This is a genomic window from Kitasatospora sp. NPDC043950 (genome assembly GCF_056435345.1).
Genome location: NZ_JBWKER010000016.1, coordinates 1 through 24442, shown reverse-complemented (window position 1 = coordinate 24442; position 24442 = coordinate 1). Strand labels below are relative to the sequence as shown.

Sequence of the window (24442 nt, the reverse complement as noted above, 5' to 3'; positions counted from 1 at the left end):
CGCCCTGTGGGGGTGCCCTGGGGTGCCCGGAAACCGGGCCTCTGGGCAGCAAATTAGTCAGGCCCGATGACGGGTCGATGACGTCCAACTGACCGCTCACTGACGGGTCCTGGCGGGGTGTCGCGTGCCTGGTGGGGAGGGGTGCCGGGGACAAAACGGCCGCCCGCCGCACCGTCGGGCGAAGGCCCTGGGGGTGCGGCGGGCGGCGGGGTCGGAGCCGTCCGGCGGCGTTCTTCCGGATTCCGGGCGCGGGCCCGGCCGGTCAGCCCTGCTGCTGGAGGCTGAGCGGGCGCATGTCCGTCCAGCTGCCCTCGATGTGGGCGACGGCGGTGGCCCGGTCGGTGGCCTCCAGGGTCACCGACCAGCCCTCCGGGACGGCGGCGAAGGACGGCCACAGGGAGTGCTGCCCCTCCGCGTTGACGAGGACGAGGAAGGTGCCGTCTTCGCGGTCAAAGGGGTTCGCCATGACTGTTCTCCAGGTCTCGGGATCTCGGGACGTGCCGGGTTGATCGGGCGTCAGGTGGTCGGGGTGGCGGCCGGTGCGGCCGGGGTTCCGGTCGGGTCCGCGGCCAGGGCGGCGAGGGCGTGCTCGACGACCGCGCCGATCGCCGCCGCCGGTGCGGGTTGCAGCAGCTGCTGGTGCCCGCTGTCCACGTCGTGCGCGAGGACGGCGGAACCGACGTGCGGCTCCCAGCTCTTGACCTTGAGGGCGCGCTCCTCCGGGGTGGGGCGGGTGTCGCCGCCGGCCGCCACGAAGAGCGTCATCGGGCAGCCGTCGAAGCGGCCCGGGGTGAACCGCTGGAACAGCTCCAGGTTGTTCCGCATGACCCCCAGCAGCCGTTCCAGCGTACCCGGTTCGAGCGCGGCGAGGGGGCCTTCGGTGCGGGCCAGGTGCGCGGCGACGCCTTGCGGGGTGAGCCGTTCCGGCTCCGCCGCGTCGACCCCGGCCTCGGCCAGGAAGTCGGCGAGGAACTCGGCGTCGCTGGGCCGGGCCCCGAGGGCGTCGTCGGGGTAGGCGTCCAGGTTGGCCAGGAACGCCACCCGCTCGCCGGCGGCGTGCAGCCGGACGGCCATCTCGTGCGCCACGACGCCGCCGTAGGACCAGCCGAGCAGGTGGTACGGGCCGTGCGGCTGCACGGCGCGCACCCGGGACAGGTACTCCTCGGCGACGTCGCCCAGGTCGGTCGGCAGCGGGCCGTCGTCGGACAGGCCGCGGGCCTGGAGGCCGTAGACCGGCTGCTCCGGGTCGAGGTGCTCGGCGAGCGCCGCGAACGGGATCGCGAAGCCGAGGCCGCCGTGCACGCAGAACAGCGGGGGCCGCCCGCCGGTGGGCCGGATCGGCAGGACGGGCCCGAGCAGGTCGACCGCGCCGCCCCCGGTGGTGGCGGCCGCGGCCAGCGCCTCCAGGGTGCGGTGCTCGAAGACCGCCCCGAGGCTGATCGGCAGCCCGGCCCGGCCGGCCGCGTTGACCAGCCGGATCGCCTTCAGGCTGTCCCCGCCGAGGGCGAAGAAGGAGTCCTCGGGGCCGACCGGGCCCGTGCCCAGGACCTCCTCGACGGCGGCGCAGAGCAGCCGTTCCGGCTCGGTGCGGGGCGCCCTCGGGGCGCGGGCCGAGGGGGTGGCCGCGGGGGCGGGCAGGGCCTTGACATCCAGCTTGCCGTTGGCGTTCAGCGGCAGTTCCGGCAGCGCGGTGTAGCTCTCCGGCACCATGTGGCCGGGCAGCGAGCGGGCCAGGTGGCCCCGCAACTCGGCCGGTCCGGGGGCCGGCCGGCCGTCGGCGGGCACCAGGTAGGCGACCAGGCGGCGCTGGCCGGCGGCGTCGGCGGGGGCCAGGACGGCGGCCCGGGCGACGGCCGGGTGCTCGGCCAGCAGCCGTTCGACCTCGCCGAGTTCGACCCGGTAGCCGCGGATCTTGACCTGCTGGTCGGCGCGGGCGACGTACTCGATCCGGCCGTGCCGGTCCCAGCGGACCAGGTCGCCGGTGCGGTACATGCGCTCCCCGGGTGCGCCGAACGGGCAGGCGGTGAAGCGGGCGGCGGTCAGCGCGGGCCGGCCGAGGTAGCCGCGGGCCAGGCCCTCGCCGGCCAGGTACAGCTCGCCGACCACGCCGCGCGGCACCGGCCGCAGCGCCTCGTCCAGGACGTACGCGCGGGTGTCGCCGATCGGCAGGCCGATCGGGACGGTGCCCTGGGCGCGGCCGAGGTCCTGGCCGGTGGCGAAGGTGGTGGTCTCGGTGGGGCCGTACACGTTGAACACCGTGGTGTCCGGCAGGGCGGCCCGCAGCCGGTCCAGGTGGTCGCGGGAGTGCGCCTCGCCGCCGGTGAGCAGCGCCCGCAGCGGGGCCAGGGCGCGCGGCCGGGTGTCGGCGATGGTGTTGGACAACTGGGTGGTGAGGAAGGCGACGCTCACCCGGGCGCGGGCCAGGAAGGACTCCAGGGCGCGCGGGTCGGCCGGGCCCGGCGGGTGGACCGCCACCCGGGCGCCGTGGGCGAGCGCGCCCCAGATCTCGAAGGTGGAGGCGTCGAAGGCGACCGGCGCGAAGTAGAGGAAGGTGTCCGCGGCGGTCGGCGCCAGCTCGGGCAGGCCCAGGACCAGGCGGACGGCGGCGCGGTGCGGGACCGCGACGCCCTTGGGCTTGCCGGTGGAGCCGGAGGTGTAGATGACGTACAGCAGGTCGTCGGGGTCGATCGGGACGGCGGGCACCGGGGCGGTGACGGGCCGGCCGGCCAGGTCGGCCAGGGTTTCGGGGGCGTCCAGGAGCAGCTCGACGACCCCGGCGGGGAGCTCCCGTCCGGCCGGTGACCGTTCGGTGACGAGCAGCCGGGCGCCGCTGTCGGCCAGCATGTCGCGAACCCGCTCGTCGGGGTAGGACGGGTCGATCGGCAGGTAGGCCGCGCCGGTGCGGGCGATCGCCAGCAGGGTGCTCACCACGGCGGGGCCGCGCTCCAGGCGCAGCGCCACCAGGTCGCCCCGGCGGGCGCCGCGCGCGGTCAGCAGGTGGGCCAGGCGGTTGGCCTCGGCGTCCAGTTCGGCGTAGCTGGTGTGCCGCAGCCGCTCGGGGTGGCCGGGCTCGCTGTGGACCAGCGCGACCGCGTCCGGGGTGGCCGCGATCCGGCGGTCCACCAGGGCGGTGAGGGTGCTGCGCGGGGTGCCGGCCCGGTGGGTGCCGAGGGCGAGCAGTTCGGCCTCCTCCTCGGGCCCGAGCAGGTCCAGCCGGGACAGCGGCCGGGCGGGCTCGGCGAGGGCGGCGGCGAGCAGCCGCAGGTAGGCGTCGGTGATCCGGCGGGCGGTGGCGGGCTCGAACAGGTCGGTGCGGTACTCGACGGCGAGCGCGAGCGCGCCGCCGGCCTGCTCGGTGAGCTGGAAGAACAGGTCCCACTTGGCGGTCCGGACGGGCACCGGCTGCTCGGCCACGGCGAGTTCCGGGTCCTGCTCGGGCGCCGGGGCCGGGCCGGCCTGCTGGAAGCCGAGCATCACCTGGAACAGCGGGTGCCGGGCCATCGAGCGCTCGGGGTTGAGCACCTCGACCAGCTTCTCGAAGGGCACGTCCTGGTGCTGGTGGGCGGCCAGGTCGTAGGCCCGGACCCGTTCGGCGAGTTCGCGCAGGCCCGGGTCGCCGGAGGTGTCGGTGCGCAGCACCAGGGTGTTGACGAACATGCCGACCAGCTCGTCGAGCCGCTCGTCGGTGCGGCCCGCGATCGGGCTGCCGAGCGGGATGTCGGTGCCCGCGCCGAGCCGGGTGAGCAGGGCGGCGAGCCCGGCCCGCAGCAGCATGAAGACGCTGACGCCCCAGGCGGCGGCGAGCCGGTGCAGCTCGGCGGTGAGCGGCTGCGGCACGGTGGTGCGCACGACGTCGCCGCGGTGCTCGGCCCGGGTGCCGCGCGGGTGGTCGAAGGGCAGCGCCAGTTCCTCCGGCAGGCCCTTCAGGGTGGCGGTCCAGTAGCCGAGTTGGCGGGCGAGTTCGCTCCGCGGGTCGTCCTCCGCGCCGAGCAGTCCGCGCTGCCACAGGGCGTAGTCGGCGTACTGGACGGGCAGCGGCGGCAGTTGGGCCGGGCGGCCGGCCACCCGGGCCCGGTAGTACGCGGTGAGGTCGCGGGTGAGCGGGGCGAGCGACCAGCCGTCGCCGGCGATGTGGTGCAGGACGATCGTCAGCACGTGCTCGTCCGGGCCGAGCCGGAACAGGCGGGCGCGGAGCGGGAGGTGGCGCTCCAGGTCGAAGCCGCGCGCGGCCTCGGCGGCGAGGGCGGCGGGCAGGCCCGCCTCGGTGGTCTCGCTCACCGGGAGCGGGACGGCGGCCTCGGCCGGGGTGAGCACCCGCTGCTCGGCCGGTCCGCTGCCGGTGGTCCCGGAGGTGGCCCCGGGGGCGGCCCCGGACCCGGTGCTCTCGGGGGCGCGCTGCGGGAAGACAGTGCGCAGCGCCTCGTGCCGGGTGACCACGTCGTGCAGGGCGCCCGCCAGGGCGTTGGTGTCGAGCCGCCCGGAGAGGCGGATCGCCAGCGGGATGGCGTACAGCCCGCCAGGTGCGCCCAGGTGCTCGACGAACCAGAGCCGCTGCTGCGCGTACGACAGCGGCAGCACGGCCGGGCGCGGCCCGGCGGCGAGCGGGGCGCGGCCGGGTGCGGCGGCGGCCAGCCGTTCGGCGAGGCGGGCGGGGGAGGGGGCCTCGAAGAGGTCCCGCACCTGGAGTTCGGCGCCGAGTTCGGCGCGGACCCGGTTGACGATCCGGGTGGCGAGCAGCGAGTGGCCGCCGAGGGTGAAGAAGTCGTCGTCGACACCGACCCGGTCGAGTCCGAGCACCTCGGCGAAGACGCCGCAGAGCTGCTCCTCCTCGGCGGTGCGCGGGTCGCGGGCCGAGGTGGTGTACGCGGGGGCGGGCAGGGCGCGGCGGTCGAGCTTGCCGTTGGCGGTCAGCGGCAGCGCGGCGAGCGGGACCACGGCCGCCGGGACCATGTACTCGGGCAGCCGCTCGGCGGCGAACTCCCGCAGCCCGTCCGGGTTCGCGCCGTCGCGGGGCACCACGTAGGCGACCAGGCGCTGGTCGCCGGGCCGGTCCTCGCGGGCGATCACGGCGGCCTCGGCGACCGCGGGGTGTTGGCCGAGGACGGTCGCGATCTCGCCCAACTCGATCCGGAAGCCGCGCAGTTGGACCTGCTCGTCGGCGCGGCCCAGGTACTCCAGGGTGCCGTCGGCCCGCCAGCGGCCGAGGTCGCCGGTGCGGTACATCCGGGTGCCGCCGGGCTCGAACGGGCAGGCGACGAAGCGGGCCGCGGTGAGGTCGGGGCGGCGCAGGTAGCCGCGGGCCAGGCCGGGGCCGGTGATGTACAGCTCGCCGGGCACGCCGGCCGGGACGGGCCGCAGGGCGCCGTCGAGCAGGTAGACCCGCAGGTCCGGGATGCCGCGCCCGATCACGCTGCCGCCGCCGGCGGCGGCCGTCGGGGCGTCCAGCTCCTGGTAGGAGACGTGCACCGTGGTCTCGGTGATGCCGTACATGTTGACCAGGCGCGGCGCGTCGTCGGCGTGCCGGGTGTACCAGTCGGCGAGCCTGCCGATGTCCAGTGCCTCGCCGCCGAACACCACGGTCCGCAGGGCGAGCGGGCGCGGACGGTCGGCGTCGGCGCGCATCAGCTGGTAGAAGGCGGACGGGGTCTGGTTGAGGACGGTCACCCGCTCTTCGGCGAGCAGGTCCAGGAAGGCGTCGGGGGAGCGCGACACGTCGTACGGCACCACGACCAGTCGGCCGCCGCGCAGCAGCGCGCCCCACAGCTCCCAGACGGTGAAGTCGAAGGCGATGGAGTGGAACAGCGTCCACACGTCGCCGGGGCCGAAGTCGAACCAGTCGTCGGTGGCCTCCAGCAGCCGCGCCACGTTCTGGTGCGGCACCACGACGCCCTTGGGGCGACCGGTGGAGCCGGAGGTGTAGATGACGTAGGCCGGGTGCTCGGGGGAGGCCGCGGTGTCCGGGGCGGTGGCCGGGTGGGCGGCCAGCGCGGCGGCCGTCTCCGGGGCGTCCAGGTCCAGGCGCGGCAGGTCCGGGGCCTCGGGCGGTTCGGGCAGCGCGCCGCCGGCGGTCAGCAGCAGCGCCGGACGGGCGTCGCGCAGGGTGTAGCCGATCCGGTCGGCCGGGTGGCCGGGCTCCAGCGGCAGGTAGGCCGCGCCCGCCTTGAGGACGGCCAGGACGGCGACGATCAGCCGGGCGCCGCGCGGCAGCGCGACGGCCACCAGGCTCTCCGGGCCGGCGCCGCGGGCGGCGAGCAGGTGGGCGAGCCGGTTGGCCCGCTCGTCCAGCTCGCGGTAGCTGAGGGCGGCCTCGCCGGGAGCGGTGACCGCGACGGCGTCCGGGGTGCGGGCGGCCTGCTCGGCGAACAGCTCCGCGATGGTGGCGCGCCGCGCGGGCTCCCGGGGGGCGGCCGAGGCGCCGCTCCACTCGCCGAGGATGCGGGCCAGTTCGGCGGGCTCGGGCGCGCCGAGCCGGGCGAGCGGGGCCTGCGGGTCGTCGGCGACCTGCTCCAGGACGCGGACCAGCCGGTCCAGGACGCGCTGCGCGGACGGCCGCGGGTCCTCGGTGAGGCCCTCGGGGTTCCCGGCGAAGGCCGAGGGCCGGTAGGCGAGGTGCAGGTCCAGCCGCTCGCCGGGGAAGACGGTGAGGCTCAGCGGGTAGTGGGTGGCCGAGAGCACCTGCGCGGAACTGACGGTGCCGCCCGACTCGCGGAACAGCGCGGCCTCGTCCAGCGGGTAGCTCTGGAAGGCGAGGACGGTGTCGAACAGCTCGCCCTGGACGCCGGAGGCGGCCTGCGCCTCGGCGAGCGGCAGGTGTTCGTGCGGCATCATCGCGAGCTGCTGGCGGGCCAGCGCCTCGAACAGCTCACTCGCCCGCTGGTCCGGGCGCAGGTCGGCGCGGACCGGCAGGGTGTTGGCGAACAGGCCGATCATCGACTCGACGTCCGGGACCTCGGCCGGGCGGCCGGAGGTGACCGACCCGAACACCACGTCCTCGCGGCCGGTGAGCCGGCCGAGCAGCAGCGCCCAGCAGCCCTGCACCACGGTGTTGAGGGTCAGGCCCCGGCCGCGCGCCCAGCCGGCGAGCGCCGCGGTGCGCTCCGGCGACAGGAACCCCCGGACGAGCGACGGCAGTTCGTGGGAATCGCCGTCACCGGCGCCGGGCAGCGCCCGGACCGGCCCGTCCAGGCCGTCCAGCAGCTGCGCCCAGGCCGCCCGCGCGGCGGCCCGGTCACGGCCGTTCAGCCAGGTCAGGAACGAGCGGTACGGCGCGGGCGCGGGCAGCGCCGCCGCGCCCGCCGCGCCCGCCTCGTCGCCGAGCAGCACCAGCTCGCGGACGGCCAGCGGGAACGACCAGCCGTCCATGACGATGTGGTGCACCGACCAGACGAACCGGTGGTGCCCCGCGCCGAGCCGGATCAGGGTGAACCGCATCAGTGGCGGCCGCGCCAGGTCGAACCGGCGCAGCCGGTCCTCGCGCGTCAGCCGCTGCGCCGCCGCCTCCCGGTCGGCCTCGGGCAGGTGGGTGAGGTCGTGCAGCTGCCACTCCGGCTCGACCTCGGTCTCCTTGAGGACGACCTGGACGGGCTCGCCGGTCTTGCGGTTGCGGAAGCAGGCCCGCAGGTTGGGGTGCCGGCGCAGCAGCGCGGCCGAGGCCGCGCGCAGCCGGGCGGCGAGCTGCTCGCCGTCACCCGCGCCCGGCCCGTCGATCTCCGCGACGAACTGGAGGGTGTACAGGTCGGGCGAGGCCTGGTCGTACGAGGACAGGAACAGCAGTCCCTGCTGGAGGGGGGAGAGCGGAAGTACTTCGCTGATCTTCGACCCGGTTCTGGGGGCGGTCGTCACGAAAGTTCCTCATTCAACTCGAATTCCAGATCGGCCAGTTCCTCGTCGGACAGGGCGATCAGACTGCCTTCGGGTTCCGTCGGGGCGGACTCGGCGGGGCTCTGCTCCTGCTCCTCGGCGACCTGGGCCAGGGCGGCGGCGGTCTTGTGGGTGAAGATGTCGCGGGTGGTGAGGGTGAGTCCGGCCCTGCGGGCGCGGCTGACGACCTGGATGGAGCGGATGCTGTCGCCGCCGAGGGCGAAGAAGTCCTCGTCGATGCCGACCCGGCCGGTGCCGAGGACCTCGGCGAGGATCTCGGTCAGCACCTGCTCGCGCTCGGTGCGCGGCGCGCGGGCCTCCTCCTGGTCCCCCAGGTCGGGCCTGGGCAGGGCCTTGCGATCGAGCTTGCCGTTGGCCGTGAGCGGCATGGCGGGCAGCACCAGCCAGGACGCCGGGATCATGTACCCGGGTAGCAGCTCGGCCAGTTGACGGCGGATCCGGTCTGGGTCGACGCCGGGGCCGGTGAGGTAGCCGATGAGGCGGGGGTTGCCGGAGGCGTCGGGGAGGACGGCGACGGCGGCGTCGGCGACGGTGTCGAGGGAGCGGATGACGGCTTCGATCTCGCCGGTTTCGACGCGGCGGCCGCGGATCTTGACCTGGTGGTCGCGGCGTTCGATGAACTCGAGTTGGCCGTCGGGTCGTTGGATGACGCGGTCGCCGGTGCGGTACATCCGGGTGCCGGGTCCGGCGTAGGGGTCGGCCATGAAGGTGCCGGCGGTGCGGGCGGGGTCGTGGAGGTAGCCGCGGCCGACTCCGGCGCCGCCGATGTAGAGCTCTCCGGGGACGCCGACGGGAACGGGCTGGAGTTCGTCGCTGAGCACGTACAGGCGGGTGTTGCGCACCGCCGTGCCGATGGGGACGCGGGCGGTGAGGGTGTCGTCGGCGCGGATGACGGCGTGGGTGACGTCGTCGGAGCACTCGGTCGGGCCGTAGGCGTTCATCATCGGGATGTGCGGGTGGCGGGCGTGCCAGCGGTGGCAGAGGTCGGCGGGGAGGGCTTCGCCGGTGACCATCAGCCAGCGCAGGTGGGGGAGTTCGGGGGCGGTGCCGTCGAGGTCCCAGGCGTCCAGGGCGGCGCGCAGCAGGGAGGGGACGACCTCCAGGACGGCGATCTTCTCGTCCCGGGCCATGGCGAACAGGGCGGCCGGGTCGGCGGCCATGTCGGTGCCGGAGACCCGGACGGTGCCGCCGACGATGAGCGGGGCGAGCATCTGCCAGACGGAGACGTCGAAGGTGAGCGGCGCGTTCTGGACGACGCCTTCCCCGGCGGCCAGGTCGAGGTCCCCGACCTTGGCCCAGAGGTGGTTCATCATGCCGGAGCGCTGGACCATCGCGCCCTTGGGCTTGCCGGTGGAGCCGGAGGTGAACATCACGTACGCCAGGTCCAGCCCGGTGCCCACGCAGTCGGGCAGGGCCCGCGTGCCGGCGGCCTGCTCCAGGCCGATGACGGTGACCGGCTCGCCCTGGACGGCGGCGGCGAACTCGGCGGCCTGTGCCTCGTACCCGGCGCCGACCAGCAGGTGGCGGGCGTCGCCGTCCTCCAGCAGCCCGGTGTTGCGGGCGGCGGGGGCGGCCGGGTCGAGCGGCAGGTAGGCGCCGCCTGCGCCGATCACGCCCAGCACGCCGGTGATGAACGGGACGCCGGGCTCGGCGAGCATCGCGACCACCGAACCGGTGGTGACCCCGGCCTCCGCGAGGCCCGCGGACAGTCCGCCGGCCGCCTCGACCAGTTCCTGGTAGGTCAGCGAGCCGGCGCCGTCGGTGACGGCGGTCGCCTCGGGGGTGCGGGCGGCGACGGCGCGCACCCGCTCGACGACGCCGAGGCTCTCCTCGGGGATCGTCGGGTCCCAGGCGCCGAGCAGTCCGCCCAGCTCGCCGGGGATGCCGGTGCCGGTGAGGTCCGCCGGGCCGGTCACGTCGATCTGGGCGAGCGGCAGTCCGGGCCGCTCGGCGACGGTCCGCAGCAGGTGCTGGAAGATCGCCGAGACCCGCTCGACCTCGGCCCGGCCGAACAGGCCGGGGTTGTAGTCCAGCCGCAGGTGCAGGCTGTCGCCGGGGTGGACCACCAGGCTCAGCGGGTGGTGCCGGGCGTCGAGGGCCTCGGTGCGGACGATGCGCGGGCCGTCGGCGACGCCGGTGTCGAGGCCGTTCTCGTCCAGCGGGAAGTTCTCGAACAGCACCACGGTGTCGAAGACCTCGCCGGACAGGCCGGCGGCCTGGTGGATCGCGGCGAGCCCGAGGTGCTCGTGCGGGAGCAGCGCGGTCTGCTGGTCCTGGAGGGCGTGCAGCAGTTCGGCGAGGGTGGCATCGGGGTGCAGTCGGGCCCGGACCGGCACGGTGGTGAGGAACATGCCGATCATCGACTCGACGTCCGGGACCTCGGCCGGGCGGCCGGAGGTGACGGCGCCGAACACCACGTCCTGGCGGCCGGTGAGCCGCCCGAGCAGCAGCGCCCAGCAGCCCTGCACCACGGTGTTGACGGTCAGGCCCTGGGTGCGGGCCCAGCCGGCGAGCGCGGCGGTCAGCTCGCGCGGCACCTCGGCGAGCACCGCGTCGGGCAGCACCGGGAGGCGGCTCGGGTCGGCGGGGACGAGCAGGGTGGGCTCGTCGACGTCGGCCAGCACCTCGTGCCAGGCGGCCCGGGCCGCCGTGCGGTCCTGCGCGGTCAGCCAGGCCAGGTACGAGCGGTACGGGGCCGGGTCGGGCAGCAGCGCGACGTCCGCGCCGGGCGCGCAGAGCGCGAACAGCTCGCGGACGAGCAGCGGCATCGACCAGCCGTCGACCAGGATGTGGTGGCTGGTCCAGATGAACCGGTGCCGGCCCTCGCCGTGGGTGACGAGCGCGAAGCGCAGCAGCGGCGGCGCGGCGAGGTCGAAGCGGCGGGTGCGCTCGGCCTCGGTGATGCGGCTCAGCTCGGCGGCCCGGGCGGGCTCCGGCAGGTCGGTCAGGTCGGCTTCCAGCCAGGGCAGTTCGGCGTGCTGGGCGATGACCTGGACGGGCTCTCCGGTGGCCCGGGCGCGGAAGGCGGCGCGCAGGTTCGGGTGCCGGTCGAGCAGGGCCTGCCCGGCGGCGCGCAGGGCGTCGGCGTCGAGGTCGCCCTCGATGTCGGCGACGATCTGCAGGGTGTAGACGTCGACCGCGTCCGCGCCGCCCCCGGCGGCGGTGTCGTAGTCGGCGTGGAAGAGCATGCCCTGCTGGAGCGGGGTGAGCGGCAGGACGTCGGCGAGGGCGGTGCCGGCCTCGGCGAGTTCGGCCTCGTACTCCTCGATCTCGTCCTGGGCCAGGGCGACCAGCGGCAGGTCGGAGGGGGTGCGGCCGCCCGCACCGGGGGCGGTGGCGTGCCGGGCGAGCAGTTCGAGGGCGCGGAACCAGGTGGCCGCGACGTCCTGGGCGTCCTCCTCGGCGACGGTCCGGCCGGCCCAGGACCAGTTGGCGATCAGGTGCGGGCCGTCGTGCCGGTCCTCGGTGGCCGGGGTGACGTCGAGCAGATGCGGCAGCGGCATGCCGGGGTGGGCGCCGGTGCCGACCACACCGTCGCCGCCAGCCGGCTCCCAGAGGCGGGCCTCGCGGGCGTCGAAGCGGCCCATGTAGTTGAAGCCGATCTGCGGCTTGTGGTGGCCGGCCAGGGCGCGGGCGGCGTGCGGGTTGAGGTAGCGCAGCAGGCCGTAGCCGACGCCGCGGTCGGGCAGCGCGCGCAGCTGCTCCTTGATCCGCTTGAGGGCGGCGGCGAGGGCGGGGCCGCCGGCCCAGAGCTCGTCCCAGTCGAGCGTGCCGGGGTCGAGGCGCATCGGGAAGGCGCTGGTGAACCAGCCGACGGTGCGGGACAGGTCGAGGCCGTCGCCGAGCTGCTCGCGGCCGTGGCCCTCCAGCTCGATCAGGGTCTGGGCGTAGTCGGCGCGGCCGTGCCGGCGGCGCCAGTCGGCGACGGCGAGGGCGAGGCCGGTCAGCAGGACGTCGTTGACCTCGGCGTGGAAGGCCGCCGGGACGTCGGTGAGCAGCGGGCCGGTGACCTCGGGGCCGAGCTCCAGTCGCAGGGTGCGCTGGGTGCCGTAGACGTCCGTCTCGGGGTCGAGCCGGTGGGTGCCGACCAGCGGGTCGGGGCCGGTCAGGATCGACTGCCAGAGGGCGAGTTCGGGGCCGCGGACCTGGGTTCGGGCCTGCGCGGCGAGCAGCTGGGACCAGGCGCGGTAGGAGGTGCCGACCGGGTCGAGTGCGGGGGTGCGGCCGGCCGCCAGCGCCTCGCAGGCGGCGGCGAGGTCGGGCAGCAGGATCCGCCAGGACACGCCGTCGATGACCAGGTGGTGGGCGGAGAGCACCAGCAGGGCGGTGTCGGCGCCGGGGGCCGCGCCGATCAGCACGGCCTGGATCATCACGGCGGCGGCGGGGTCGAGCCGGGCGCGGGCGGCGGCGGCCTGCCGCTCGGCGAAGCCGAGGGCGTCCTGGTCGTCGGCGCCGCTGCCGGCGCCGTTCTCGGCGGTGGCGACCAGGCGGACGCCGGCGAGCGCGCCGGGGGCCAGTGCCTCCAGGTGCCACAGGCCGGGGGCGGGTTCGGTGGCCCGGGTGCGCAGCGCGTCGTGGTGGTCGACCAGGGTGTGCAGGGCCGCGTCGAGCAGTTCGGCGTCCAGGGCGGCGGGGACCCGGACGACCACGTGCTGGCTGTACTTGACGACCGGGCCGGTGAGGCTGGTGGTGTCGTCGTGCAACTGGCCCATGATCGGGGTGAGTTCGTACGGGCCGGTGCCGCCGGCGTCCTCGGCGGGCGCGGTCGCCGCCGTGGGGTCGGCGCCGCCCGCGACCCGGGCGAGGGCGGCGGCGGTCTTGTGGGTGAAGATGTCGCGGGTGGTGAGGGTGAGTCCGGCCTTGTGGGCGCGGCTGACGACCTGGATGGAGCGGATGCTGTCGCCGCCGAGGGCGAAGAAGTCCTCGTCGATGCCGACCCGGCCGGTGCCGAGGACCTCGGCGAGGATGTCGCAGAGGACCCGCTCGCGCTCGGTGCGGGGGCCGCGGAGGGTGTCCTGCTCGGCGAGGGCGGGCTTGGGCAGGGCCTTGCGGTCGAGCTTGCCGTTGGGGGTGAGCGGCATGGCGTCGAGGACGAGCCAGGACGCCGGGATCATGTATCCGGGCAGCAGTTGGGAGAGTTCGGCCCGGACCTGCGCGGGGTCGACGCCGGGGCCGGTGAGGTAGCCGATGAGGCGGGGGTTGCCGGAGGCGTCGGGGAGGACGGCGACGGCGGTGTCGGCGACGGTGTCGAGGGAGCGGATGACGGCTTCGATCTCGCCGGTTTCGACGCGGCGGCCGCGGATCTTGACCTGGTGGTCGCGGCGTTCGATGAACTCGAGTTGGCCGTCGGGTCGTTGGATGACGCGGTCGCCGGTGCGGTACATCCGGGTGCCGGGTCCGGCGTAGGGGTCGGCCATGAAGGTGCCGGCGGTGCGGGCGGGGTCGTGGAGGTAGCCGCGGCCGACTCCGGCGCCGCCGATGTAGAGCTCTCCGGGGACGCCGACGGGGACGGGCTGGAGTTCGTCGCTGAGGACGTAGAGGCGGGTGTTGCGGACGGCGGTGCCGATGGGGACGCGGGCGGTGAGGGTGTCGTCGGCGCGGATGACGGCGTGGGTGACGTCGTCGCTGCATTCGGTGGGGCCGTAGGCGTTCATCATCGGGATGTGCGGGTGGCGGGCGTGCCAGCGGTGGCAGAGGTCGGCGGGGAGGGCTTCGCCGGTGACCATCAGCCAGCGCAGGTGGGGGAGTTCGGGGGCGGTGCCGTCGAGGTCCCAGGCGTCCAGGGCGGCGCGCAGCAGGGAGGGGACGACCTCCAGGACGGCGATCTTCTCGTCCCGGGCCATGGCGAACAGGGCGGCCGGGTCGGCGGCCATGTCGGTGCCGGAGACCCGGACGGTGCCGCCGACGATGAGCGGGGCGAGCATCTGCCAGACGGAGACGTCGAAGGTGAGCGGCGCGTTCTGGACGACGCCTTCCCCGGCGGCCAGGTCGAGGTCGCCGACCTTGGCCCAGAGGTGGTTCATCATGCCGGAGCGCTGGACCATCGCGCCCTTGGGCTTGCCGGTGGAGCCGGAGGTGAACATCACGTACGCCAGGTCCAATTCACCTCCGACAGAGGTGAGTTCGGCGCCGCTGCTGGAGTCGGACGGGTCGGTCAGCGGCAGGGCGGTGGCCGCCCCGGCGGTGAGCTCGGCGGCCTGCGCCTCGTACCCGGCGCCGACCAGCAGGTGGCGGGCGCCGCCGTCCTCCAGCAGCCCGGTGTTGCGGGCGGCCGGGGCGGCCGGGTCGAGCGGCAGGTAGGCACCGCCGGCGGCCTGGACGGCCAGCACGCCGGTGACGAAGGGGACGCCGGGCTCGGCGAACATCGCGACCACCGAACCGGTGCCGACCCCGGAGGCGGTCAGCCGGGCGGCCAGGCCCGCCGCGCGGGCGACCAGTTCGCGGTAGTCGATCCGCTCGGCGCCGTCGGCCACGGCCACCGCGTCGGGCGTACCGGCCGCGACGGTGCGGACCCGCTCGACCAGGCCCTGGTCGGCGGCGGTGGCCGGATCCCAGGCGCCGAGCAGCCCGAGCGGTTCGCCGGTCGCGCCCAGGCCCACCTGGCCGAGCGGACGGTCCGCGGGCATGGTGGCGAGGGCGCCGAGGAAGGTCTCGAACCGGGCGAGGTGGGTGGCGAGTTCGGCCGGCTCGTACAGCTCGGGGTTGCCGTCGAGGTGGATCTCGACGGTGCCGTCGTCCGCGTTCAGGACCGTCATGATCAGGTCCTTGACGATGCCGGTGGACAGGTTGACCACGACCCCGCGGCAGTCGCCGAAGGCCAGCTCGGGGTCCTGGTTGAGCACGTTGATGAACGGGCCGAAGGCGCGCTGGTCGTCGATCCGCAGGCCGATGTCGCGGCGGACCCTGTCCCCGCGGTAGCGCTGGTGCTTCAGCGTGCCGGCGACCTCGACCCAGGCCGCGCGCAGCAGTTCGGTGCGGGTCATCTCCGGGCGCACCCGGACGGCCAGCGGCAGGTAGTTGGCGAGCATGCCGGGGATCTCGCGGCTGACCGCGCCGACCCGGCCGGTGACCGGCAGGGTGAGCAGCGGCGCCGGGACCCCGGTGACGCGTTGGGTGTAGGCGGCCATCGCGGCGACCATCAGGACCGGCATGGTGACCTTGCCGTCCTGGGCGAGGGCGTGCAGCGCGGCCGTGGTCGTGGGGGAGAGCCGGGCGGTCTCGCGCAGCGCGACCCGGCCGGGGGCCGGCTCCTGCTCGGAGAGCGAGACCAGCTCGGGCACCGCGCCGTGCCGGTCGGAGGTGAGGCGGTCCGTCCAGTAGGCGCGGTCCTTCTCGACCATCGACGAGTCGAGGTACTTGCGCTCGGCGTCCAGCAGCCGGTGGAAGGCCGGCATGGCGTCGGCGTCCAGCTCGGCCGGGCCCTCGCCGGCGGCCAGCCGGGTGTAGGCGCTGGACAGCTTGGGGTAGAGCAGCGAGCGGCTGAAGCCGTCCGCGAGGATGTGGTGCATGCACAGGTAGAGCAGGTGGTGCTCCGGGGCCAGCCTGATCAGCGCGCCGCGGAACAGCGGGAAGTCGGTGACCTTCATCGGGTCGGCGTGGTCGGCCCGCATCCACCGCTCGGCGGCCTCCGACGGCTCCGCCTCGCCGCTGAAGTCCAGCGTCTTGAGCGGGAGCTGGGCGAGCGGGCGGATGATCTGGCCGGGGGCGCCGTCCTCCTCGACGAACTGCACCCGCAGTCCCTCGGCCTCGTGGCCGAGGCGTTGCAGCGCCCGTCCGAGCAACTCGGCGTCGAGCGGTCCGCGCAGATCGATGTAGTCCGCCATGTTGTAGGCCAGCGGCCCGGCGGCGAACTGCTCGTCGAACCAGATCTCGGCCTGTGCCGCGGTGAGCGGAAGGACAGCGTTCCGGTTTGTCGTCACTGCTTTGCTCTCCGTCATTCTCAGCCTCAGCCCCGCCTTGAAAACTCTCGACCCTCTGACCCCGCAGGCCCCGGCTCCGCAGGCCCCGACCCCGCCGGTCCGGTCAGCCGGACACCGTCTGGAGCCCGGCGGCGACGCCCGCCCCGAGGCCCCGGTGCTCGACCCCGGGCAGCAGGCCCTCCGGGCCGACCGAACCGCGCACCCACTCGTCGTGGTAGACGGTGTCCATGTAGCGCTCGCCCAGGTCCGGCGAGATGGTCACGGCGGTCACCCGCTCGCGCACGCCGCCCGCGCCGTCGCCGTAGTGCTCGTTCAGCCAGCGCAGCGCGCCGCTGACGGCCGTCCCGGTGGAGCCGCCGAACAGGAAGCCGCCGCGCATCAGTTCGCGGCAGGTCCGGACGGTGTCGGTCTCCTCGACGTGGACCGCCCGCTCCACCAGCGACTCGTCCAGCAGTGCGGGCCGCACGCTGGTGCCCAGGCCCGGGATGTGCCGGGTGGCCGGCGGGGCGCCGAAGGTGACCGAGCCGACGCTGTCGACCGGGACGACCCGCACCGAGGGGCGCCGCTCGCGGAAGTACCGGGCGCAGCCCATCAGCGTCCCGGTCGTGCCCGCGCCGATGAACAGCACGTTCAGGTCCGGGAACTGGCGGGCGATGGCCGGCGCGGTGGTCCGGTAGTGCGCCATCCAGTTGCCCGGGCTCAGGTACTGGTTGAGCCAGACCCGCTTCTCGTCGGCGGCGAGCAGCGCCTTGACGTGGCGGATCCGCGCACCGAGGAAGCCCTCGGTCTCGTGCGGCTCGGTGATCAGGTGCACCTCGGCGCCGTACGACTCCATGGTGCGGCGGGTGACCTCGTTGCAACGAGAGTCGGTGACGCAGATGAACTTGTAGCCGCGGCTGGCGGCGAGCACGCTCAGGGCGACGCCCATGTTCCCGGACGAGGATTCCACCAGGGTCGAGCCGGGGCCGAGGACGCCCGCCGCCTCGGCCTGCGCGACCATTTCCCGGGCCGCTTTCAGCTTGATGGACCCGGCGAAGTTGAACCCTTCGACTTTCAGGAAGAGACGGTGCCCGAAGAACGGCTGCAGATTCACGAAGAGGTCGCTGACCTCGAATTCGTGCGACGCGGAAATGACCGGCACTGGAGACTCCTGGCCTTCGGTAACGAATTAGCCTCGGCGGCAAGCCTCCCGCCGGGCGCTGACGAGGGGCTGACGGACTGCTGACGGGGTCGGCGACCAGGGTTTCGGACCCGCCCGGAGGCGCGCGTCAGCCGTCCGTCAGTTGCCGGTCAGTTGCTCGTCAGCGCCATCGGAAAGCGTTTGTTATTCCGCACTTGCAGGCCTTCCACGAGGAGCCCGGTTTGAATCGGCCGTCCGCCATCAGTGAAGTCCTTCCGCTCTCGCCGCTGCAACAGGGACTGCTCTTTCTCTCGGAGTACGACCGTGAGGGGACGGACGTCTACACCATTCAGCTGGTCCTCGACCTGGACGAGCTGACCGACGCCGATGCCGCCGCGCTGCGCACCGCGGCGGGCCTGCTCCTGGAACGGCACCCCAACCTGAAGGCCTGCTTCCGGCACCGCAGGAACGGCGAGGCGATCCAGGTGATCCCCACGTCGGTCGAACTGCCGTGGCGCGAGGTCGCGGTGGCGGTCGGCGCGGCCGGGCCGGAGGCGGAGTTCGACCGGCTCGCCGAGGAGGACCGGCTGCGCCGCTTCGACCTCGCCCGCCCGCCGCTCCAGCGGCTCACCCTGGCCCGCGCCGAGGGCGGGCGCTGCCGGCTGGTCTGGACCGTCCACCACATCCTGGTGGACGGCTGGTCGATGGTCTCGCTGATCGGCGAACTCGCCGCGCTCGCCGAGGAGCTGAAGGCCGGCGGCGCCCCCGCCAGGCAGCCGCAGGCCGGCGCGGCCCGCTACCAGGCGCACCTGGCCTGGCTGGGCGCGCAGGACAAGGAGGCCGCCCGGAAGGCCTGGACCGCCGCCCTGGCCGGGGTCGTCGACCCGACCCGGCTGGTGCGGGCCGGCCGCGACCGGGCCGCCGGTGCGGCCGCGCTGCCGCAGGCCGTCCCGCTGGAGCTGACCCCCGAGGTCTCCGCCGCGCTGACCGGCTTCGCCCGCTCGCGCGGCCTGACCGTCAACGCGGTGGTGCAGGGCTGCTGGGCGCTGCTGCTGTCCCGGCTGACCGGCCAGGACACCGTGCTGTTCGGCGCGGTCACCTCCGGCCGGCCGGCCGAGGTCCCGGACGTCGAGCGGATGGTGGGCCTGTTCGCCAACACGCTCCCGGTCCGGGTGGACGTCGACCCGGCCCGCACCCCGGCCGAGCTCTTCGCCGACGTGCAGCGGTCGCAGACCGCGCTGCTGGCGCACGAGCACCTGACCCTGGCGGAGGTCCAGCAGCTCACCGCCGTGCGCGGTGAACTCTTCGACACCGCCCTGATGTTCCAGAACTACCCGATGGGCGGCCTGCCGCTGGCTACCGGCACCGGCCCCCGGGTGACCGGCGCCGACGTCCGCTCCGCCACCCACTTCCCGGTCACCCTCACGGTCTTCCCCGGCACCCCGTTCGGCCTGGCCGTCAACCACGTGCCCGCGCTGGTCACCCGGGCCGAGGCCGAACTGGTCGGGCGGCGCTTCGCCCGGCTGCTGGCCGCCGCCGTCGCCCGGCCCGACGAGCCGTGCGGCCGGCTGGACGTCCTGGACGAGGCCGAGCGCGCCGAGATCACCGAGGCCCGCAACGCCACCGGGGCGCCGCTGCCCGGCGACTGGCTGGCCCCGCTGCTGGCCGCCCGGGCCGCCCGCACCCCGGACGCGCCCGCCGTGCGCTGCGGCGAGGAGCGCCTGACCTACCGCGAACTGCACGCCCGCGCCGACGCGCTGGCGCACGCCCTGCACGCCGCCGGGGCCGGCCCGGAGCAGGTGGTGGCGATCGCGCTGGACCGCTCCTGCGACCTGGTGGTGGCCGCCCTGGCCGTCCTCAAGTCCGGCGCGGCCTACCTGCCGCTGGACCCGGACTACCCGGCCGACCGGCTGCGCTACATGCTCGCCGACGCCGCCCCGGTGGTCACCCTCACCCACCGCCGGGTGCGCGAACTCCTCGCCGCCGAAGCCGCCGTAGCCGCCGAAGGCGAGATGAGCACCGGCGAGCTGTGGGTGCTGGACGGCCCGGACGCCGCGACCGGTGCGCCCGGGCAGCGCGTACCGGGCACGGCCCCGCGCGCCGACCACCCCGCGTACGTGATCTACACCTCGGGCTCCACCGGCCGCCCCAAGGGAGTCGTGGTGCCGCACCGGGCGCTGGTCAACCTGGTCGAGGACATGGTCGCCCGCTTCGAAGTGACCACCGAGGACCGCTTCCTCGCCGTCACCACCTTCGGCTTCGACATCGCCAACCTGGAGCTGTTCGTCCCGCTCGCCGCCAGCGCCGAACTGCTGGTCGCCGACCGCGAGACGGTCCGCGACCCGGCCGCCCTGGCGGACGCCGTCACCGGCCTGGACGCCACCCTGCTACAGGCCACCCCCAGCCTCTGGCAGTCGCTCGCCGCCGACCACGCCCCCCGGCTGGCCGGCCTGCGCGCCCTGGTCGGCGGCGAGGCGCTGCCCGAGCCGCTGGCCCGCACCCTCACCGCGCACTGCGCGTCCGTGACCAACGTGTACGGCCCGACCGAGACCACCATCTGGTCCACCGCCGCGCCGCTGACCGCCGCCGAGGCCGGGCCGCCGCCGATCGGCGGCCCGATCGCCAACACCCGGGTGTACGTCCTGGACGGCGCGCTGCGCCCCGTCCCCGACGGCACCTTCGGCGACCTCTACCTCGCCGGCACCGGCCTGGCCCGCGGCTACCTGGGCCGCCCCGGCCTGAGCGCCGAGCGCTTCGTCGCCGACCCGTACGGCCCGAGCGGCGCGCGGATGTACCGCACCGGCGACATCGTCCGCTGGGACGCCGCCGGCACCGCCCTGGAGTACGCGGGGCGCAGCGACCACCAGGTGAAGATCCGTGGCTACCGCATCGAGCTCGGCGAGATCGAGTCCGTGCTCGCGGCGCAGCCCGGAGTGACGCGGGCCGTCGTCACGGCCCGCACCGACCGGGCGGGGGACGCCCGCCTGGTCGCCTATGTCGTACCGGCAGGGATCGACCGCGACCGCTTGCGGGAGCGGGCGTCATCGGTGCTGCCCACGCACATGATCCCTGCCGTGTACGTTCCCCTGGACGACCTGCCGCTGACCCCCAACGGCAAGGTCGACCGCAAGGCCCTGCCCGCTCCGCCGGACGAGCGGGCGGGCACCGGACGCGAGCCCGCGGGGGAGCGCGAGGAACTGCTCTGCGCGGTCTTCGCGGAGGCCCTCGGGCTCGACCGGGTCGGCGCCGACGACGACTTCTTCGAACTCGGCGGCCACTCGCTGTCCGCGACCAGGGTCGCCAACCGGCTGCGTGCCGCGCTCGGCGTGGACGTCCCGGTGCGGACCCTGTTCGACGCCCGGACGGCCGAGGCGCTGGCCCGCGCCCTCGACCCGGACGCGGCGGCGGTCGCCGAGGCGGCGGAGCCGGCCCCCCGGCGCCCCGCGCTGCGCGCCGTCCCGAACCGGCCGTCCTCGGTGCCGCTCTCGCACGCCCAGGAGCGGCTCTGGTTCCTGGACAAGATGGACGGGCCCACCGGCAGCTACAACATCCCGCTGGCGGTCCGCCTCACCGGCCCGCTGGACGCCGCCGCGCTGGCCGCCGCCGTCCGGGACGTGGTGGCCCGGCACGAGAGCCTGCGCACCGTCTTCGCCGAGGCCGACGGGCTGCCGTCGCAACTGGTGCTCTCCGCCGAGGAGGCGGAGCGGGCCGGCGCCCCGCTGGTCGTCGTGGACCTCTCCGGGGCGGCGCCGGGCGCGCTGGAGGCGGCGCTGGCCGCCGAGGCCGTCCACCCCTTCGAGCTGTCCGCCCAGGTGCCGCTGCGGGCCCGGCTGTTCACCCTCGGCCGGGACAGCCACGCGCTGGCCCTGACGGTGCACCACATCGCCGCCGACGGCTGGTCGCTCGGCCCGCTCGCCCGCGACCTCTCCGACGCCTACCGGGCCCGGCTGGACGGCGCCGGGCCGCGCTGGGCGCCGCTGCCGGTGCAGTACGCCGACCACGCGCTCTGGCAGCGCGAACTGCTCGGCTCCAAGGACGACCCGGACAGCCTGGCCAGCGCCGAACTCGCGCACTGGCGCGAGGCGCTGGCGGGCATCCCGGAGGAGCTGGACCTGCCCACCGACTTCCCCCGCCCGGCCCGCGCCGGGCACCGCGGCGCCGAGGTCGAGTGCACGGTGCCCGCCGAGACCCACGCCCGGCTCGCCGAACTCGCCCGGCGCGGCGGCGCCAGCCTGTTCATGGCCGTCCAGGCGGGCCTGGCCGCACTGCTCACCCGGCTGGGCGCGGGCACCGACATCCCGCTCGGCAGCCCGGTGGCCGGGCGCACCGACGACGCGGTCCGCGACCTGGTCGGCTTCTTCGTCAACACCGTGGTGCTGCGCACCGACACCTCGGGCGACCCGGCGTTCACCGCCCTGCTCGGGCGGGTCCGGGAGACCGACCTGACCGCCTACGGGCACGCCGAACTGCCCTTCGAGCACCTGGTGGAGGAACTCAACCCGGTCCGCTCGATGGGCCGGCAGCCGCTCTTCCAGGTGATCCTGGCCTTCGAGAACAGTTCCGACCCGCTGCCCGCGATGCCCGGCCTGAGCGCCGAGGTGCTGCCGATCGGCAGCACGACGGCCAAGTTCGACCTGTCCTTCCAGGTGCTGGAGCGGACCGGTCCGGACGGCGCCCCGGCCGGTCTGGACATCCGCCTGGAGTACCGCGAGGACCTGTTCACCGGGGCGACGGCGGCCCGCCTCGCCCGGGCCCTGGCCACCCTGCTCGACTCCGCCACCCGCACCCCCGACGCGCCGCTCAGCGCCCTCGACCTGCTCACCGCCGAGGAGCGCCGCGTCCTGCTGGAGGAGTGGGCCGGCCCGACCGCCCCGTTCACCCCGGTCACCCTGACCGCCCTGTTCGAGGGCCTGGCGGCCGCCGACCCGGACCACCCCGCGCTGATCGGCCCGGACGGCGTGCCGGCCGGCCCGGCGACGATGCGGCTGTCCTACGCGGCGCTCAACGAGCGGGCCAACCGGCTCGCCCACCTGCTGCTGGAGCGCGGGGTCGGGCCGGGCGACGTGGTCGCGCTGGCGATGCCGCGCTCCGCGCCGCTGGTGATCGCGCTGCTGGCGGTGCTCAAGACCGGCGCCGCCTACCTGCCGGTCGACCCGCAGTACCCGGCCGAGCGGATCGCCTACATGCTCGACGACGCGGCGCCCGCCCAGGTGCTGACCGTCGAGGCGGTCGCCGACCGGATCCCGGGGCTGCCCGAGGGTGTCGTCCCGCTGGTCCTGGACTCCCTGCGCACCCGGTCCGACCTGACCGGCCGGCCCGACCGCAACCCCGTCGACGCCGACCGCACCCGGCCGCTCCTCCCGCAGGACGTCGCCTACGTGATCTACACCTCGGGCTCCACCGGCCGCCCCAAGGGCGTCGCGGTGCCGCACCTGGGGGCGGCCAACCTGGCCGCCAACCACCAGGCGCGGATGGGCGCGGGGCCGGACACCCGGGTGCTCCAGTTCGCCTCGTTCAGCTTCGACGCCACCGTCTGGGAGCTCGGCGTCTCGCTGTACTCGGGCGGCACCCTGGTGGTCGCCACCGACGAGAGCCGGGTCTCCGGCGAGGTGCTGGGCGCGCTGCTCGCCGAGCACCAGGTCAACCACGTGGTGCTGCCGCCCACCGTGGTGGCCGGCCTGCCCGAGGACGTGGTGCTGCCCGAGGGCCTGCACCTGCTGGTCGGCGGCGAGGCCTGCTCGGCCGCGCTGGTCGACCGGTTCGCCCCGCTGACCGAGTTCCGCAACGCCTACGGCCCGACCGAGGCCTCGGTCTGCGCCACCTGGAGCGACCCGCTGCGCGCCGGCGGCGGCCGCCCGCCGATCGGCCGCCCGCTGGACAACCACCGGCTGTACGTCCTGGACGACGCCCTCGCGCCCGCGCCGGTCGGCGTCACCGGCGAGCTGTACATCGCCGGCACCGGCCTGGCGCACGGCTACCTGCGCCGCCCGGTCACCACCGCCGAGCGCTTCGTCGCCGACCCGTACGGTCCGGCCGGCACCCGGATGTACCGCACCGGCGACCTGGCCCGCTGGCGGGCCGACGGCACGCTCGACTACGTCGGCCGGGTGGACCACCAGGTGAAGCTGCGCGGCTTCCGGATCGAGCTCGGCGAGATCGAGGCCGCGCTGGTGCGCCACCCGGTGGTCGTGCAGGCCGCGGTGCAGGTCGCGCCCTCGCCCACCGGCGTGCCCCAGCTGACCGGGTACGTGGTGCCGCTGCCCGGCGTCGCCGCCGTCGACGTGCCGGTGCTGCGCGCGTTCGTCGCCGAGTCGCTGCCCGCGCACATGGTGCCCGCGGCGCTGGTGACGCTGTCCGCGCTGCCGCTGACCGCGAACGGCAAGCTCGACACCCGCGCCCTGCCGGCGCCCGGTGCCGCGCCCGCCGCCGCGCAGACCCCGGTGCGGCGCCCGGGCACGCCGGCCGAGGAGGTCATCGCCGGGGTCTTCGGCGAGATCCTCGGCCTCGACCAGGTCGGCGCCGACGGGGACTTCTTCGACCTCGGCGGCGACAGCCTGCGCTCGGTGCAGATCGTCAGCCGGGCCGCGAAGGCCGGGCTCACGCTCTCGCTGGCCGACGTCTTCACCCACAAGACGGTGGCGGCCCTCGCCGCCGCCGCCCGGCCCGCCACCTCGCAGCGGCTCCCCGCGACGGTGCTGGAGCCGGTGCTGCCGATCCGGCCGGGCGGCACCGCCGAGCCGCTGTTCTGCGTGCACGGCGGGGTCGGCTTCGGCCTGCCGTACGCGGAGCTGGCCCCGCACCTCGACCCGGCCCGGCCGGTGTACGCGCTGCAGTCCGACGGCGTCGCCGCGCCCGAGGGGGAGTGGGAACGGCCGCAGGGCGTACGGGAGCTGGCGGCCACGTACCTGGCGAGGATCCGCCGGGTGCAGCCGCACGGCCCGTACCACCTGCTGGGCTGGTCCTTCGGCGGGTTGGTCGCGCACGAGATGGCGGTGCAGCTCCAGGCGGCGGGCGAGCGGGTGGCCTTCCTGGCGGCGTTGGACGTCTTCCCGGTGCTGCCGGGCGACCACAACCCGACCGACGAGGAGATCCGCGGGGCCTTCCTCGCCCACCACGCCACCGGGGCGGGCATCGACGACGGGGAGCTGCGCCGGCTGATGGCGGTGATGCGCCACCACACGGACATCGCCCGGGAGTTCACCCCCGGCCGGTTCGACGGCTCGCTGCTGCTGTTCGCCGCTGCCGACGAGGTGCAGGGCGCCCCCGCCGCCGAGCTCGCCGACCGCTGGCGCGCGCACCTGACCGGCGCGCTGACGGTGTACGACGTCGCCTGCGGCCACGAGGAGATGCTCGGCCGGGAGGCGGCCGGCCGGATCGGCGCGGTGGCCGACGCCGCGCTGCGCCGGTCCTGAACGACCGGACGGCCGGGCCCGGAATCCGGGCCCGGCCGTCACGGGGCCGGGGGGGGGGGAGAACAAAGGGAGGAAGACGAGTGGTTGGGGGGAAAAGCGCCGTCCCCAAC

5 protein-coding genes are annotated in these 24442 nt (G+C 75.4%); 1 reads left to right on the top strand and 4 read right to left on the bottom strand.

The annotated features are described in order from the left end of the window. Positions 1–262: 262 nt before the first annotated feature. From AC07BF_RS13425 to sbnA, 4 genes are all read right to left on the bottom strand, one after another. Positions 263–466, bottom strand: coding sequence for an MbtH family protein (locus AC07BF_RS13425; protein WP_350882087.1), 204 nt, complete (start codon positions 464–466; stop codon positions 263–265). A 50-nt stretch (positions 467–516) separates the two neighbouring features. Beyond that, positions 517–7842 carry an amino acid adenylation domain-containing protein gene (locus AC07BF_RS13420; RefSeq protein ID WP_478333380.1) on the bottom strand — a complete coding sequence of 2442 codons (7326 nt, stop codon included), beginning with the start codon at positions 7840–7842 and terminating at the stop codon, positions 517–519. Beyond that, on the bottom strand, positions 7839–15800 hold the full coding sequence (locus tag AC07BF_RS13415) for an amino acid adenylation domain-containing protein (protein ID WP_478333379.1): 7962 nt from the start codon (positions 15798–15800) through the stop codon (positions 7839–7841). The genes AC07BF_RS13420 and AC07BF_RS13415 overlap by 4 nt, the downstream gene beginning before the upstream one ends. Positions 15801–15903: 103 nt before the next feature. After that, a complete protein-coding gene (sbnA, locus tag AC07BF_RS13410) occupies positions 15904–16941 on the bottom strand; it encodes a 2,3-diaminopropionate biosynthesis protein SbnA (protein ID WP_063348730.1) in 1038 nt (345 codons plus the stop codon). 221 nt (positions 16942–17162) lie between these two features. On the opposite strand from sbnA, the gene AC07BF_RS13405 reads away from it, so the two are divergent. Beyond that, a complete protein-coding gene (locus AC07BF_RS13405) occupies positions 17163–24332 on the top strand; it encodes an amino acid adenylation domain-containing protein (protein WP_478333378.1) in 7170 nt (2389 codons plus the stop codon). The last annotated feature ends 110 nt before the right edge of the window (positions 24333–24442 follow it).

Excerpts from the sequence above, each read along its gene's own strand:
- AC07BF_RS13425 (WP_350882087.1), bottom strand. The coding sequence starts at position 466 with ATGGCGAACCCCTTTGACCGCGAAGACGGCACCTTCCTCGTCCTCGTC.